Source organism: Bacillus oleivorans, assembly GCF_900207585.1.
Taxonomy (GTDB): Bacteria; Bacillota; Bacilli; order Bacillales; family JC228; genus Bacillus_BF; species Bacillus_BF oleivorans.
Window position 1 is genome coordinate 308,371 of the sequence record NZ_OAOP01000005.1, and the last position, 15,433, is coordinate 323,803.

Below are 15,433 nucleotides of genomic sequence, written 5' to 3' on the forward strand. Positions count from 1 at the left end.
AATGGGAGGCCCGCAATTTGGCGGAGTACCAATGGGAGGCCCGCAATTTGGCGGAGTACCAATGGGAGGCCCGCAATTTGGCGGAGTACCAATGGGAGGCCCGCAATATGGCGGAGGTCCGATGGGAGGCCCGCAATTTGGCGGAGTACCAATGGGAGGCCCGCAATATGGCGGAGGCCCGATGGGAGGCCCGCAATTTGACGGAGGCCCGATGGGAGGCCCGCAATATGGCGGAGGCCCGATGGGAGGCCCGCAATTTGACGGTGGCCCGATGGGAGGCCCGCAATTTGGCGGAGTACCAATGGGAGGCCCGCAATATGGCGGAGGCCCGATGGGAGGCCCGCAATTTGTCGGAGGCCCTATGGGAGGCCCAGAATATGACGGAGGTCCAATGGGAGGCCCGCAATTTAGTGGAGTACCAATGGGAGGCCCGCAATATGGCGGAGGCACAATGGGAGGCCCGCAATATGTCGGAGGCCCGATGGGAGGCCCGCAATTTGGCGGAGGCTCGATGGGAAGCCCGCAATATGGCGGAGGCCCGATGGGAAGCCCGCAATTTGACGGAGGCCCGATGGGAGGGCCGCAATATGGCGGAGTACCAATGGGAGGCCTGCAATATGGCGGAGTACCAATGGGAAGCCCGCAATATGGCGGAGGTCCAATGGGCGGATCAGGATACTCAATGACACCGCCGCAAGCACAAGGCATATATGAAGATGATTTTTCTGATGATTATCAGGATGCTCCTTATGCACCTAGGCAACAAGTTCAAGGATTGTTTAATGATTGTGGCTGCGGCGGTCCGAAACTTATGCCAAACGGATACCCAGTCCCTTATTACCCGCAAGGAGAAGTGGCTCCGTTTGGAGTTCAAGATTCCCCATATGGTCTAAATCTTTATGGTCCTGAACCGATGCGTAACAATGATGAGCAAGAACCACAAGTCTAAGTTATCAGGAGACGATCCCAGTCATAATCGTCTCCTTTCCTTTTTTCAGGCAAATTTAGATGAGCCCATAAAAAAAATCCATCGAGTCAGGGACCATATTTATAAAATTGAGACCGATCTAACGATGTATGTAGGGAAGGGATTTTCCAATAAAGCTTCATTTAAAAAACAAAAATGGTTAACGAAAAGACTTCAAAAGGCAGGCTTCAAAAAAACTTATCAATTTCTAAAAACTGATATGAATAAAGGCTATCATTATAAGGGGAAATACTATGGGATTCTTACTTGGATCGAACACGGTCACCCAGTTTTCCGTTTTAATTCAATTGAAAATTGTGAAGCGGGAATCATACTGCTCAATGAATTTCATGACCATACTAAAAAAGTATTAGCGGAAGGGAATCCGCATTTTGCAACAACCAATTATTATCAAAAATGGGTGGATCGCTTTCAGCAATTTAAACGTAATATCCATATAGTAGAAACCTTAGTTCCATCTCCGGTAATCGATGATATTTTAAAATGGGGCAGGGAATCTTTAAAAATGATTGAACATCGTTCACCACAGGAAAAAAATGAACTAGTTATTCTTCATGGCGATGTAGCCCACCATAACTTCATCCGTACTGAAAACAATGACCTGTTTCTTATTGACTTTGACTTATCTTCAGCAGGAAACCCTATTCATGATTACCTGCAATATGCCAATCGCATTTTGCCATTCCTGCATTGGGACTTAAATCATTTAACAAATCTCCCAGTTATCTCACAATATCTTCGGGACCCTTATTTTTTAAAGGCACTTATGTATCCGACAGACATATACCGAGAATGGAATCGAGCCATAAAACAGAGATTATTGGGGCAAGAAAAATGGATTCATAACTTACTAAACGCAACCATAGAGCAATTTGAACAAAGATCAAATTTTTTTGACTCCCTTCAAAATATGGTAAAATAGAGACAAACTTTGTGAAAGGGAGAACATAATGGAAGAAAAAGTGAATCATTTAGTATCTTGGCTCCAATTAAAGGTAAAAGAAGCCAATGCAAATGGAGCAATTGTGGGTATTAGCGGCGGAATTGACTCTGCGGTGGTTACACATTTAATTAAACGTGCATTTCCCAACGATTCATTCGGTTTAATTATGCCTTGTAAAAGTAATCCTCGTGATCAGGAGGATGCACTCAAGGTAGTGGAGAGCAGTGAAATTGATTACCGCATCATTGACTTATCCGAGACTCATACTGTTTTAATGGATCAAATCAAAAAGCAGATCGCCGAGGCAGGTACCTGGAATGATGAACGTGCTAAATTAGGGGAAGCTAATACGAAAGCAAGACTCCGTATGACTACGTTATATGCTGTTGCCAACAACTATGGCTATATAGTGGTCGGAACTGACAATGCGGCTGAATGGCATACCGGATACTTTACTAAATATGGTGATGGCGGAGTAGATTTGGTTCCTCTTGTTCACTTAACTAAAGGTGAAGTTAGAGAAATGGCAAAATATCTTGGTGTACCAGATGATGTGATCAATAAAGCGCCAAGTGCAGGACTATGGGAAGGTCAAACCGATGAAAATGAAATGGGCACAACTTACGATATGATTGATGCTTATTTAAGGGGAGAAACGATTCCTGAAAAAGACCGTCAAATTATTGAAAAAATGCATGCTATGTCTGAACATAAGCGACATCTGGCAGCTGCACCCCCTAAATTTTAACAAACTGGACTGAAATGACAGAATGAAAGCCTCTTTTTGCTGACAAGCTAAAAATAGCATGTAAAAACATGCAATTGTCAGCAAAGGGGGTTTTTAGGTTGAACCGAAAAATTGTAAGTATCCCTCTAACATGTCTCATACTTGCAGGGGTTACCGCTTGTACCACCAACCCAAATGGTGGTGAAACGGCTCAGAACGACCCCTTCCAGCGAGTCGGGTTTTATTCAAATCAAGACGGCGGATTTATGAATAACCACCGTGGTCCTGCGCAAGGATTATATAACGATCCTACATTAAACCGCGGTCAGAACAAGATTGAGGATTATACCTATTCAGATACAGATTATAATTACCATAATCATATTAATAATCCTGAATGGATGACGCAAAGACCTTATTTTGAAAGGTATAATGGTGAATTAGCCAATGAAATTTCTAACCGGGTTGGGGAGGTACAGCATGTCCGGCATGTTCGTACCATAGTATATAATGATACGATTTTCCTCGGAGTGCAGATTGATGACCCAGTTCACAAGGATCAAGTTGTTCATACAGTTAGGGAAGCCGTGATTCCATACCAGGATGGAAGAAAAATTGTTGTCATAACTGATCCAAAAGAATTTTTCCGAATGCGGGAAGTAGACAATAAAATGCGGGATGGTAAAAATGTGGATGAGATAAATCGTGAATTAGAGGAGCTTTTTTCCACTTATTTACCCAATGAACAGGAAACTGCAGAATAACGGAGGCAGGGCCAAACCGGCTCTGCTTTTTTAATTATATTTAAAATGGATAAAGTTTCTATGTTTGGTCAAACTAACTAAAGAATACATTTTAACTACCGAGGTGACCAGTATGACACTTCATCTGCGTATAGTTATTCTCTTTTTACTTGTAACCGCAGCATATGGACTTGTATTTTTCGGTAACCATTCTTTCAGAAATGAGGAAGCGCAAGCGGTTCAAGCTACAGCAAGAGAAATGAAGCCATTAGTGGTTAAGGTCATTTTGGAAAGAAACTATATCGATGGTGAAACTAGCGAAGAGGTTGTTTACGAAAAAATACTAGCGATGGAAGATTTCTGGAGTAAATATAAAGATTGGCAATTAGTCGATATGAAAGCAGGAATAGTTAAGTTTAAAAAGGATATAGATGATATTTCTCCCCTCCTTAAATCTAATGGGTACTTTGGGGTTACTAACGATGGGGTGTTATCGATTTTTAATGGCTTACCGAGTAAAGAGCGAGTTATCCAATCTTTTTTTCAGCTTGATATGAAAAAGCTAGAAAGCATCGAAAGGAAAAAGCTTGAAAAGGGAATTCGCATATCATCGAAAGATCAATACGTGGAAGTTCTGAATGTGTTCAGAAATTATTCAAAGGAATGAAGCCCGGCATTAGCCGGGTTTTTCTTATTATAGGGCGTTCGATTTCACTTCCCTATTTTTATATGATCGAAAATCTTATTTCTTCAGCCTTTTACCAACCCAACCTTTTCCTTATAAGGTATGATAAAATGGAAGGCAGCAAATCTTTGAGGAGATAGAAGTATGTATGAATATTTAAATGGAACAATTGTAAATATTGAACCAGAATATATTGTGGTCGATGTGAATGGGGTTGGTTATCAAGTTATGACACCTAATCCATATCGCTTCTCTAAAGGGCAAATTAAGGTTTATACTTTTCTTTACGTAAGAGAGGAAATTCAGTCTTTATACGGATTTATCAGTAAGGAAGAACAAAAGTTATTTAAGCAGCTATTAAATGTAACAGGGATTGGGCCTAAAGGGGCATTAGCCGTATTGGCAGCTACTTCACCAAATGAAGTCGCCGCTGCGATCGAAACGGAGGATGAAAAGTTTTTAACAAAGTTTCCTGGTGTCGGTAAGAAAACTGCCCGGCAAATGATATTAGACTTAAAAGGGAAACTCAAAGGTTTTGAAATAAGTACTCATCCAACTGCAGAAAAAAGGACAAGCAAAAAGTCAGATTCATATGATGAACTCGAAGAAGCTGTATTGGCCTTAAAGGCGTTAGGATATTCAGATAAAGAGTTAAGTAAAATTAAGCAGGAATTAGAAAAACTGGAGCGCTTAACAACTGATCTGTATGTAAAAAAAGGTTTACAAATGCTGATGGCTAAAGGGTGATAAAAGGTGGAAAATCGAATTGTTTCAGATATTGTCAGCCCAGAGGATGTATCACTTGAGTTAAGCGTCCGTCCCTCTAGCTTTGAACATTACATAGGACAAGAACAGGTTAAACATAATTTAAAGATTTTTATTGAAGCTGCGAAAATAAGGGAAGAATCATTAGATCATGTCCTGTTATATGGTCCTCCGGGTCTTGGAAAGACAACATTAGCAAGCATTATTGCTTCAGAGATGAGCGTCCAATTAAAAACTACTTCTGGTCCGGCGATTGAAAGAGCCGGTGATTTAGCAGCGATTCTCACCTCTTTAGCCCCTGGAGATGTATTATTTATTGATGAAATTCATCGTTTGAATCGGGCAGTTGAAGAGGTATTATACAGTGCAATGGAAGATTTTTGTCTCGATATTGTAATCGGTAGAGGAGAAGGTGCACGCTCTGTGCGAATTGATCTCCCTCCCTTTACATTAGTAGGAGCAACAACTCGGGCCGGGGCACTGTCCGCTCCTTTAAGAGACCGATTTGGGGTTCTTTGCCGGTTAGAGTATTATGAAACAAAGGATTTGGCTAAAATCATAACAAGAACAGCAGAAATTTTTGGGATTGAGGTCATTGAACCTGCTGCCTTTGAAATAGCCAAAAGATCAAGGGGAACTCCGCGAATAGCAAATCGCCTACTGCGCAGGGTCCGTGATTTTGCTCAAGTGCAAGGGAACGATTGTATTGATCTCGATATAACCAACAATGCACTCGATCAGCTTCAAGTTGATAAACAAGGACTAGATCATATTGATCATAAACTGCTGCTCAGCATGATTGAAAAATATAGAGGCGGTCCTGTCGGAGTCGAAACAATTTCCGCCACGATCGGGGAAGAAGTAACAACGGTTGAGGAAGTCTATGAACCGTATTTATTGCAAATTGGATTTATACAAAGAACGCCAAGAGGACGTGTCGTAACAGAATTAGCCTATCGTCATTTTAAGATGGAGGTGCCAAAGGATTGAGTGGGATAGGGAAAATCCTGATGACATTAGGTGCTGTATTATTTATCGTCGGACTTCTGTTTTATTTCTTTAAGCTTGGGAAACTTCCCGGTGATATCGTGATTAAGAAAGGAAACACTACCTTTTATTTTCCTATTGTTACATCCATCTTAGTTAGTATTATATTATCTCTTATATTTTATTTTTTACGAAGATTTTAGTATGTTGATTGGAGCGGAAATCAACATCCAAGTTTAAGCTTCGAGATTGGAGATTGGTAAGCATCATGAAGGTAGATGAGTTTGATTTTAACCTCCCGCCAGAATTAATAGCGCAAACTCCATTAGAACACAGAGAAGAAAGCAGACTAATGGTTTTAAATAAAAGAACTGGCGCAATAGAACACCGCATCTTTCGAGATATTATTAACTATCTGAATCCGGGTGATTGTTTAGTATTGAATGATACAAGGGTTCTGCCGGCACGGCTTTATGGAGTCAAAGAAGACACAGGTGCCAAGGTAGAAGTTCTCTTATTAAAGGAAGTTGGCTCTAATCAATGGGAAACATTAGTTAAACCCGGGAAAAAAGTGAAACCTGGAACCACCCTATCCTTTGGTAATGGGCTCTTGCGTGCAGAATGTATTGGGACAACTGAGTTTGGCGGGCGTATTTTTAAATTTTTATATGAAGGAATTTTTTATGAGATTTTGGATCAATTAGGTGAAATGCCGCTTCCGCCTTATATTACGGAGCAATTAGAGGATAAAGACCGATACCAGACTGTATACGCGAAACACGAGGGGTCTGCTGCCGCACCAACAGCCGGCCTGCATTTTACCGAACTGCTGTTAGACGAAATTCAAAAAAAAGGTGTTCACATTGCCTTTATTACCCTTCACGTTGGATTGGGGACTTTTCGACCAGTTCAAGTGGAAGATATTAATAAACATCAAATGCATTCAGAATTTTACCAAATGACAGAGGAAACGGCGCAGCTGTTAAATCGGGTAAAACAAGCGGGAGGAAGAATCATTTCTGTTGGCACCACTTCAACCCGAACATTAGAAACCATTGCGCAAAAAAATAACGGTCATTTTGAGGCAGACTCAGGCTGGACCGATATATTTATTTATCCCGGATTTGTTTTTAAAGGGATTGATGGCATGATTACCAACTTTCATTTGCCAAAGTCGACATTAATCATGCTGGTGAGTGCGCTCGCTAGCCGCGATTTTATAATGAAAGCATATGAGGAAGCCGTGAAAGAGCGCTATCGCTTCTTTAGCTTTGGCGATGCTATGCTGATTCATGAAGGGAGTACAGGCATTGACACTACCAATTAGATACGAATTTATAAAGGCGTGTAAACAATCCGGTGCACGTTTAGGAATCTTACATACTCCGCATGGTTCCTTTGAAACACCAATGTTTATGCCAGTGGGGACATTGGCAACCGTTAAAACAATGTCTCCGGAAGATTTAAAGGAGATGGGTGCTGGCGTTATTTTAAGTAACACATACCATCTTTGGCTTAGACCGGGAGAGGACATTGTAAAAGGAGCAGGAGGTCTTCACGGGTTTATGAATTGGGATCAGGGAATCTTAACAGATTCGGGCGGATTCCAGGTTTTTAGTTTAAGTGATATGAGAAGGATTGAGGAAGAAGGCGTTCACTTTAGAAATCATTTAAATGGAGACCGCCTATTCCTATCACCTGAAAAAGCAATGGAAATCCAAAATGCACTTGGTTCAGACATTATGATGGCGTTTGATGAATGTCCGCCATACCCGGCAACCTTTGAATACATGAAAAAGTCAGTCGAACGTACAAGCAGATGGGCGGAAAGGTGTCTAAAAGCACATAAGCGCAAAGATGTACAAGGGCTTTTTGGGATTGTTCAAGGTGGAGAATATCAGGAGTTAAGAGAGCTAAGCGCGAAGGATTTAGTATCATTAGATTTTCCAGGCTACGCGGTAGGGGGACTTTCTGTAGGTGAGCCAAAGGATGTTATGAATCGGGTATTAGAATTTACCACTCCCCTTCTTCCAGCCGATAAACCGCGCTATCTGATGGGAGTAGGAAGTGCTGATTCTTTAATTGACGGTTCAATCCGGGGAATCGACATGTTTGATTGTGTCCTTCCGACAAGGATTGCCCGCAACGGTACGCTTATGACAAGCAATGGTCGGCTAAATATAAAAAATGCAAAATTCGAAAGAGATTATGGTCCATTAGACGAGCATTGTGACTGTTATACATGCCGGAATTATTCACGTGCCTATATCAGGCATTTAATAAAAGCGAATGAAACGTTTGGAATTAGACTTACTACTTATCATAATCTGTATTTTCTGCTAAACTTAATGAAGCAGGTAAGACAAGCCATTCGTGAAGACCGTCTCCTTGATTTTCGGGAGGAGTTTTTCGAACAGTATGGTTTTAATCGTCCCAATGCGAAAAATTTTTAATATAGGAAGGAGTGAAACATAAATGGAATCTCTTGCAGGTTTATTACCGATTATTTTAATGTTTGTATTATTTTATTTCCTGCTAATCCGTCCACAGCAAAAACGTCAAAAGTCGGTTCAGCAAATGCAACGTGACCTTCAAAAAGGGGATAAGGTTGTAACAATTGGGGGCCTACATGGCTTTGTTGATGCAATTGACGAAGGACAAATTGTCATTAAATGTGGAGATGGAAGCCGTCTTACATACGATCGTGCAGCAGTACGCGAAGTGGTCGAGAAAGCAAAATCACCAAGTTTAGACAAATAAAAAACTGGCGCAAATTCGCCAGTTTTTTTATTTTAATTTTATACTTTATCCATGTAATAAATGAAGGCTCGGTCCGTTTCGTTATGCCCTGCTGGACGTCACATTTACGCCTAAAATCCCGCCCATCATCGATGTGATGATAAAGCATAAGTGGTATACTAATTCCCTTAATGTGAACATAGAATCATACCCTAAGTATTGGAATAAGAGGATAATGAACGTGAAAAAGACACCTGTTAAACCGCCTGATAACCAGCCTCTTTCCTTTCCTTTTCCTCCAGAAATAAAACCGCCGATAAACATCGCTAAAAAGGTAATCCCTGTGATTACATATTGTAATGAATGTTCTTGAAGTGAGGTAAATCTTAATAAAAGAGAAAAGATCAGACTTGTTATGAGCGCAAAAATAAATATTGTTAATACACCATAAAATATGGCCTGACTTAATTTTTTAGTTTCGATGGTTCTCCACTCCCCTCAAATCTTTTAGTACAAGCATATTCAGGTTGCTGCCTAAATAGAATCCTTTTGTCCAAGAAAATTTATCTGAAAGTTTAAACCCCTGCATCTGACTTCCTAAAAATTTTTCCAGATAATTTTAGTTGGAATTTTTCGACAGCATAATTTTGTACACTTGTTAGAAAATAGGAAAGGAAGCAATAGGAGGGGAACAGACCTTGGATGAATACATCGTGGTTGTACTGCGAACGCTCCTCATTTACTTCGCGATCATTGTGATCTTTCGACTAATGGGGAAAAGAGAGATTGGCGAGCTAAGTATATTAGATCTCGTTGTCTTTATTATGATTGCTGAGTTAGCAGTCTTAGCCATAGAAGATACATCTACACCGATACTTTTACAGTTACTGCCGATGGTTCTTTTATTAGCTGTTCAAGTTCTTCTTGCCTATATATCTTTAAAAAGTGTGCGGTTCCGCCAAATAGTCGATGGTCAGCCGGCTATCATTATTAATAAAGGCAAGATTGATGAGGTGTCTATGAAAAAGCATCGGTATAATTTTGATGACTTGCTCTTGCAGCTGAGGGAAAAAGATATTCGAAACATATCAGATGTTGATTTTGCAATTTTAGAACCATCAGGCAAGTTATCGATTTTTACAAAGGACGACAATCTGGAGAAGGCTGATTTTACCCTTCCATTAATCATTGATGGATTAATTCAAGAAGAAAATTTAGAAGTGATCAGTCGATCGAAAAAATGGCTGCTTGAAAAGCTAAAAGCCAAAGGATATACAGATTTAAAGAAAATCTCCTTTTGCAGCTACCAAAACGGTGAGTTTTTTATTGATGAAAAGGATGAAATAACGCCCGGTAAATAAGGGTCAGACCAGAATGATAACTGGTCTGACCATTTGTTTTTCTTTATCTATACTTTGGTATAAAGACAAACTTTGAAAGAAAGCCTCCGATATAAGGAATTCTTCCAGCTTCCTCTTTCTTAATTAATCCTAATAAGCCGGAAATAAACAGGTAAAGACCAGTCATAATACAAGCAGAGACAATAAGCTGGATCACGTTTGACTGCGAATTTAAATAAGGCAGCAGCATATCTCCGATCCAGCCTGTCGTGAACATGGTCATAACTACTTTACATAATTCACGGATATTAATCGAAAATTGAATGGATTTAAGAACCGTAAAGTAATGTAAGAAAGTAACAAGGACTATACCTACTACCATTCCGAGTGCAGCTCCCATAATTCCAAATTGCGGATTTGAAGCCAAAAAAAGAATCGTTAATAATTTGGCTATATTTCCAAAAAAACTATTATACATAGCCGCTTTGGCCAAATCCAAGGCCTGAAGTACAGCTGTAAGAGGTCCCTGGACATAATGAAAAATAAAAAAGGGAGCCATAACCTTAATAAAGGCTGCACCATTTGTTGAACCGTACATCGCTGACATCAACGGTTCTGCCAGGACAAAGAGAATGACGACTGATAATCCTCCTGTCACATATGAAAATCTCAAAGTCTGATTTAACCGGCTCTCCACAAGGCGCCGATCATTTAATGTATTCGCTTCACTGATAGCCGGTACAAGTGAAGTTGAAAGAGCGTAAGTGATAAAAGAGGGAAGAAAAAGCAATGGAAGCGCAAAGCCAGTTAATGCTCCATATTGTTTGGTAGCAAGCTGTGTTGCTACACCTGCTAAGGCAAGACTATTTGCTACTACAATTGGTTCGAGAAACCAAGAGACAGACCCGATAATACGGCTGCCAAGTGTTGGTAAGGCTACTCTCATTAATTCATTGAATACATTGGCACTTGAGCGGATGCTTTGGAAAAACTTTTTTCTAACCCGAAAGTGTTTCTTTAATTTAAACATGGTCAGCAAATAAATAAGAGAAGCAAGCTCACCCATAATCGAAGCAACCATCGCTGCCGCAGCAGCGTACTCCACCCCGTAAGGCAAGAAGGCTTTTGTCATAAAAGCGATTAAAAGGATACGCACAAATTGTTCAATCACTTGCGAAATCGCAGCAGGCTTCATATTTTGTCTTCCCTGAAAATATCCGCGAATCACTGATGAAACGGCAATGATTGGAATTACTGGTGCAATCGCAATAAGCGGGTAGATTGTTCTTTGGTCAGTAAAAAAGAGCTCAGACAGAGCGGGAGCTAAAAGTAAAAGGGAAGGGGTAAATACAAGCGACAGGGATAAGGTAGATGCTAACGAGACGACTAAAATCTTTTTTACCTTTTTCATATCCCCTTTGGCTTCGGCTTCAGCAACATTTTTCGAAATTGCCACCGGTAAACCAAGCTGTGTTAGAGTAATAACTAGGATAAAGGTAGGAAAAGCCATCATATAAAGGCCGACTCCCTCTTCCCCGATGACTCTAGCAATGACAACGCGATTAATAAAACCAAGTATTCTCGTAATAAATCCTGCTATGATCAGAATAATCGTCCCTTTTATAAATTTGGACATATTGGTTTCTCCCTGCCTTCTCAAAATCGTTTGCTTCATATACAATGATATATATGCTTACATGTGGACAAAGCATGACAAGTTTAAAAGGAGAGAGTACCTTGGATACGACAAAAGCGTGGGAGTCTTATCGCCTAGAATTAAAACCTGCTTTAGAAAGCAAGCTCAATGAACTTTCATTACTAGGGTATAAAAAGGTAACAGAAGATCAGCTCTGGACCTTTTTGCTGGCTAAAAAATGGAAAAAGCTGAGCGGTGATATTCATATACATCGATTAGTAAGGGATATTTTACAGGTAAAACCGCAGGAATTTATGAGCTATCAAACAATTGAAGCTTTTAAATCCCCTAATCTTTTTGCGAAAATAGATGAGGAAGAGCTGAAAGAGCTGCTCGCTTTTAGACCCGAATAAATAGATTTTTTAAGTTATCCAAGGACAACCCAGTTGGAAAGGCAACGGAATTAAGGAGGATTCTACATAATGGTTAAACGCAGTCGGATCGTTGCGTTTTTTCTCATTGTCGTGTTATTAGCTAGTACAATGGGGCTCACAACGAAAGATATACTTGGAAATATCAGGCTTGGATTAGACCTGCAAGGAGGATTCGAGGTCTTATACGAAGTAAAACCAATTGATGAAAATGAAGATAAAGAAGTTACACCTGAAATGGTATCCAGTACAGCTCAAACACTCAGTGAAAGGATCGACTCACTGGGAGTCAATGAACCTAGCATCGAAATTGAAGAAGGAAATCGGATTCGTGTTCAGCTGGCAGGTATTGAAGATCAGGCAACTGCCAGGGAGTTACTGGCAACTGAAGCAAATATCAGTTTTAGAGATATAAATGATAACCTGTTATTAGACGGTTCAGACTTAGTCGAAGGTGGAGCGAAGCAATCCTTTAATCCGGACACGAATGCACCTATGGTTACGCTTAAATTAAAAGATGCGTCTCTTTTTGCAGAAGCCACAAGAAAAGTATTAGAAGATGGAACACGTAAAATTGTAATCTGGCTTGATTATGAAGAAGGCGATTCTTATCAGGAAGAATTACTAAAGCCTGAAGAAGAGCGCGGTTTTATCTCAGATCCAGGTGTCGATGAAGTGCTAAATACGACAGAAGTCATGATTACTGGTAATTTCTCTGTCGAGGAAGCGCAAACCCTTGCCTCGCTCTTAAATTCAGGAAGTTTGCCAGTTAAACTTGATGAGGTTTATTCCACATCTGTAGGAGCTCAGTTTGGTGAGCAGGCGCTTCAGAAAACGATTTATGCAGGAATTATAGGGATCGGGCTCATCTTTATTTTCATGCTTGCCTATTACCGTTTTCCAGGGCTTATTGCCGTTATTACGTTATCTGTTTATTTATTCCTGGTTTTATTAGTATTTGACTGGATGAACGCAGTTCTGACATTACCTGGCATTGCTGCCCTTATTTTAGGGGTCGGGATGGCGGTCGATGCCAATATTATTACGTATGAAAGAATTAAAGAGGAAATAAAAGTAGGACGTTCAATTAAAGCAGCCTTCCAGGAAGGAAATAAGACGTCTTTACTGACTATTTTCGATGCGAATATTACAACCTTATTAGCAGGCGTTGTTCTCTTCATTTTTGGGACAAGCTCTGTAAAAGGGTTTGCGACTACATTAATTGTAAGTATTTTAGTTAGTTTTATTACGGCTATTTATGGAACAAGACTATTACTGGGATTATGGGTCAACAGTAAAGCATTGAATAAAAAACCAGTCTGGTTCGGCGTTAGAAAAAAAGATATAAAAGATATTGCTGAAGGGTATAGCCCTTATGATTTACCAACCAGATTTGACAAATTTGATTTTGTGAAACACCGGAAGACATTCTTTATAACGTCAGGTGTTTTAATTGCGGCTGGACTTATTTGTTTACTCGTATTCCGCTTAAATTTGGGTATTGATTTTTCAAGTGGTACACGGGTACAAATCGTTTCCAATGATTCGTTGACAACTGAGGAAGTTTCAGGTGAACTGGATGAAATTGGGATGCCGTCAGAAGATATAGTTTTAGCTGGTGAAGATAATGAAATGGTAGTTGTCCAATACAAAGGCGTTATGACGAAGGAAGAAATCGATGCCATAAAAACTCACTTCACGGAGCTGTATGGCAGTGAACCAAGTGTGAGCACGGTATCTCCAACAGTTGGACGGGAGCTTGCCAAAAATGCACTTTATGCAACCGTCATTGCAGCAATCGGAATCATTATTTATGTGGCCTTCCGTTTCGAAGCAAAAATGGGGATTGCTTCTGTCATAGCTTTATTGCATGATGCTTTCTTTATCATTGCCGTGTTTAGTATTTTGCAGCTTGAGGTAGATATCACATTTATAGCATCAGTTTTAACGATTATCGGTTATTCGATAAATGATACGATTGTTACATTTGACCGGATTCGTGAAAATATGACCATGAAAAAACGGATCAAGACTTATGATGAAATTAAAGCAATCGTAAATCAGAGTATCAGACAAACGTTAACCAGATCGATAAATACAGTGATCACTGTTGTCTTTACGGTTGTTGCTCTTTATTTCCTTGGAGCAGAGCCAATCCAAAACTTCTCTTTAGCTTTATTAGTCGGATTAATTGCAGGAACATACTCATCCCTATTTATCGCGGCACAGCTTTGGATGATTTGGAAGGGGAAAGAGCTCAAGCAAAAAGGAACTCTTATCACAGAGAAGCAGAAAAAACGAATTTCTGACGAACCGCAAGTTTAATTATTTGATTGGCTAAAGTAAGCCAGGTTGTCCTTTTCCTGAAAAAGTGAGAGGGGTCCTGGCTTTTTGTTGCGTTTTCCGAGAAACGTTTACGGACTTTCGGAAACAATATGGAAGTAGAAAGTATGGGAAGGAGCTCTACAGTGGAGAAAAATGAGAGATTTAAACAGGCGGAGATTGCCGTTTGGGTGGGTATTATCGGTAACATTGTCCTTGCTGTAGGCAAATATATCGCTGGAATCATTTCAGGAAGCCGTGCTTTAATAGCTGACGGAGTCCATTCGGCATCTGATGTGGCAGGCTCAATTGCGGTGTGGGTGGGCTTGCGCGCAGCTAAACAACCACCAGATGAAGATCATCCATATGGGCATGGAAAGGCTGAATCAATTGCTGCCATAATCGTAGCCGTCCTTTTGGCAATAGTCGGCTTTGAAATAGGAAAAACCTCTTTTGATGCATTTTTTGATCCAATCGGTCCACCCTCTATGCTCGCAATTTATGTCATTGTCATCTCCATTCTCGTAAAAGAAGCGATGTTTCAATATAAATTCAGATTAGGGAAAAAACTGAAAAGTGATGCTTTAATTGTGAATGCCTATGATGACCGCTCGGATGTATATGCTTCTATTGCAACCTTAGTCGGGATTGGAGCTTCGATTATTGGCGGATACTTAGACATTGAATGGCTCGTCTATGCCGACCCGGTTGCAGGGATGATTGTGGCAGTATTGATATTAAAAATGGCATGGACACTTGGAACTGAATCGATTCATAACACGTTAGATCACGTCCTGCATGAAGAAGACACCCTTGACATGAGAAAGTCGGTTGAGTCAATTACAGAAGTAAAGAAAATTAATGAACTCCATGCAAGAGAGCATGGTCATTATGTGATTGTTGATATTAAAATCGCCGTTGACCCGCATATGACGGTTGAAGATGGACATCTTGTCGGTAAAAAAGTGAAAGAAACACTAATGGAACAAGAAGGTGTACAAGATGTCTTTGTACACGTGAATCCATATAATCCGGAAAACTGAGAGCAGCAACATATCGCTGCTTTTTTGATTTGACTGTTTTCACAAAGATTGTTGCTATCTGAATATATTTTTCAAATGTAGAGG

16 protein-coding genes are annotated in these 15,433 nt (G+C 40.2%); 14 read left to right on the forward strand and 2 right to left on the reverse strand.

Going from position 1 to position 15,433, the window contains the following annotated elements:
- Nucleotides 1-926: 926 nt before the first annotated feature.
- The 10 genes from CRO56_RS13355 to yajC all read left to right on the forward strand — a co-directional run bounded on the left by CRO56_RS13355 (nt 927) and on the right by yajC (nt 8,598).
- Nucleotides 927-1,910, forward strand: a complete 984-nt coding sequence (locus CRO56_RS13355) for a phosphotransferase (RefSeq protein ID WP_097159107.1) — start codon at nt 927-929, stop codon at nt 1,908-1,910.
- A 28-nt stretch (nt 1,911-1,938) separates the two neighbouring features.
- Nucleotides 1,939-2,679 (forward strand): NAD(+) synthase, encoded by a 741-nt coding sequence (gene nadE / locus CRO56_RS13360; RefSeq protein WP_097159108.1) that lies wholly within the window; start codon nt 1,939-1,941, stop codon nt 2,677-2,679.
- A gap of 98 nt (nt 2,680-2,777) precedes the next feature.
- Nucleotides 2,778-3,422, forward strand: coding sequence for a YhcN/YlaJ family sporulation lipoprotein (locus tag CRO56_RS13365; RefSeq protein ID WP_179714278.1), 645 nt, complete (start codon nt 2,778-2,780; stop codon nt 3,420-3,422).
- Between the two features lie 112 nt (nt 3,423-3,534).
- The gene (locus tag CRO56_RS13370; RefSeq protein WP_097159110.1) at nt 3,535-4,068 is read left to right on the forward strand and encodes an intercompartmental signaling factor BofC; all 534 of its coding nucleotides are present in this window, start codon (nt 3,535-3,537) and stop codon (nt 4,066-4,068) included.
- 162 nt (nt 4,069-4,230) lie between these two features.
- Nucleotides 4,231-4,833 (forward strand): Holliday junction branch migration protein RuvA, encoded by a 603-nt coding sequence (ruvA, locus tag CRO56_RS13375; RefSeq protein ID WP_097159111.1) that lies wholly within the window; start codon nt 4,231-4,233, stop codon nt 4,831-4,833.
- 6 nt (nt 4,834-4,839) lie between these two features.
- Entirely contained in the window at nt 4,840-5,841 is a 1,002-nt protein-coding gene (gene ruvB / locus CRO56_RS13380; protein ID WP_097159112.1) for a Holliday junction branch migration DNA helicase RuvB, read from the forward strand.
- Nucleotides 5,842-5,861: 20 nt separating this feature from the next.
- Nucleotides 5,862-6,041, forward strand: a complete 180-nt coding sequence (locus CRO56_RS13385) for a DUF2905 domain-containing protein (RefSeq protein ID WP_425427204.1) — start codon at nt 5,862-5,864, stop codon at nt 6,039-6,041.
- A 65-nt stretch (nt 6,042-6,106) separates the two neighbouring features.
- Nucleotides 6,107-7,165 (forward strand): tRNA preQ1(34) S-adenosylmethionine ribosyltransferase-isomerase QueA, encoded by a 1,059-nt coding sequence (queA, locus tag CRO56_RS13390; protein ID WP_097159114.1) that lies wholly within the window; start codon nt 6,107-6,109, stop codon nt 7,163-7,165.
- Complete coding sequence (tgt, locus tag CRO56_RS13395; RefSeq protein ID WP_097159115.1) at nt 7,131-8,291, forward strand: tRNA guanosine(34) transglycosylase Tgt; 1,161 nt, start codon at nt 7,131-7,133, stop codon at nt 8,289-8,291. Before queA ends, tgt begins: the two co-directional genes overlap by 35 nt.
- 22 nt (nt 8,292-8,313) lie before the next feature.
- On the forward strand, nt 8,314-8,598 hold the full coding sequence (gene yajC, locus CRO56_RS13400; protein WP_097159116.1) for a preprotein translocase subunit YajC: 285 nt from the start codon (nt 8,314-8,316) through the stop codon (nt 8,596-8,598).
- 81 nt (nt 8,599-8,679) lie between these two features.
- Here yajC and CRO56_RS13405 read toward each other — a convergent pair whose 3' ends face one another.
- Nucleotides 8,680-9,060, reverse strand: coding sequence for a TIGR04086 family membrane protein (locus tag CRO56_RS13405; RefSeq protein WP_097159117.1), 381 nt, complete (start codon nt 9,058-9,060; stop codon nt 8,680-8,682).
- Between the two features lie 215 nt (nt 9,061-9,275).
- On the opposite strand from CRO56_RS13405, the gene CRO56_RS13410 reads away from it, so the two are divergent.
- On the forward strand, nt 9,276-9,938 hold the full coding sequence (locus tag CRO56_RS13410) for a DUF421 domain-containing protein (protein ID WP_097159118.1): 663 nt from the start codon (nt 9,276-9,278) through the stop codon (nt 9,936-9,938).
- A 43-nt stretch (nt 9,939-9,981) separates the two neighbouring features.
- Here the strand turns inward: CRO56_RS13410 and spoVB are convergent, their stop codons facing one another.
- Nucleotides 9,982-11,553 (reverse strand): stage V sporulation protein B, encoded by a 1,572-nt coding sequence (spoVB, locus tag CRO56_RS13415; RefSeq protein ID WP_097159119.1) that lies wholly within the window; start codon nt 11,551-11,553, stop codon nt 9,982-9,984.
- Nucleotides 11,554-11,654: 101 nt separating this feature from the next.
- On the opposite strand from spoVB, the gene CRO56_RS13420 reads away from it, so the two are divergent.
- The 3 genes from CRO56_RS13420 (at nt 11,655) to CRO56_RS13430 (ending at nt 15,349) form a co-directional block, all read left to right on the forward strand.
- Nucleotides 11,655-11,966 (forward strand): post-transcriptional regulator, encoded by a 312-nt coding sequence (locus CRO56_RS13420; protein WP_245855875.1) that lies wholly within the window; start codon nt 11,655-11,657, stop codon nt 11,964-11,966.
- Between the two features lie 69 nt (nt 11,967-12,035).
- Complete coding sequence (gene secDF, locus CRO56_RS13425) at nt 12,036-14,309, forward strand: protein translocase subunit SecDF (RefSeq protein ID WP_097159121.1); 2,274 nt, start codon at nt 12,036-12,038, stop codon at nt 14,307-14,309.
- A gap of 143 nt (nt 14,310-14,452) precedes the next feature.
- On the forward strand, nt 14,453-15,349 hold the full coding sequence (locus CRO56_RS13430) for a cation diffusion facilitator family transporter (RefSeq protein WP_097159122.1): 897 nt from the start codon (nt 14,453-14,455) through the stop codon (nt 15,347-15,349).
- The last annotated feature ends 84 nt before the right edge of the window (nt 15,350-15,433 follow it).

Bases quoted from the DNA above. Each gene is read 5' to 3' on its own strand.
- CRO56_RS13355 (WP_097159107.1), top strand. From the start codon at position 927: ATGAGCAAGAACCACAAGTCTAAGTTATCAGGAGACGATCCCAGTCAT.
- nadE (WP_097159108.1), top strand. From the start codon at position 1,939: ATGGAAGAAAAAGTGAATCATTTAGTATCTTGGCTCCAATTAAAGGTA.
- CRO56_RS13370 (WP_097159110.1), top strand. From the start codon at position 3,535: ATGACACTTCATCTGCGTATAGTTATTCTCTTTTTACTTGTAACCGCA.
- ruvA (WP_097159111.1), top strand. From the start codon at position 4,231: ATGTATGAATATTTAAATGGAACAATTGTAAATATTGAACCAGAATAT.
- CRO56_RS13385 (WP_425427204.1), top strand. From the start codon at position 5,862: ATGACATTAGGTGCTGTATTATTTATCGTCGGACTTCTGTTTTATTTC.
- queA (WP_097159114.1), top strand. From the start codon at position 6,107: ATGAAGGTAGATGAGTTTGATTTTAACCTCCCGCCAGAATTAATAGCG.
- tgt (WP_097159115.1), top strand. From the start codon at position 7,131: ATGAAGGGAGTACAGGCATTGACACTACCAATTAGATACGAATTTATA.
- yajC (WP_097159116.1), top strand. From the start codon at position 8,314: ATGGAATCTCTTGCAGGTTTATTACCGATTATTTTAATGTTTGTATTA.
- spoVB (WP_097159119.1), bottom strand. From the start codon at position 11,553: ATGTCCAAATTTATAAAAGGGACGATTATTCTGATCATAGCAGGATTT.
- secDF (WP_097159121.1), top strand. From the start codon at position 12,036: ATGGTTAAACGCAGTCGGATCGTTGCGTTTTTTCTCATTGTCGTGTTA.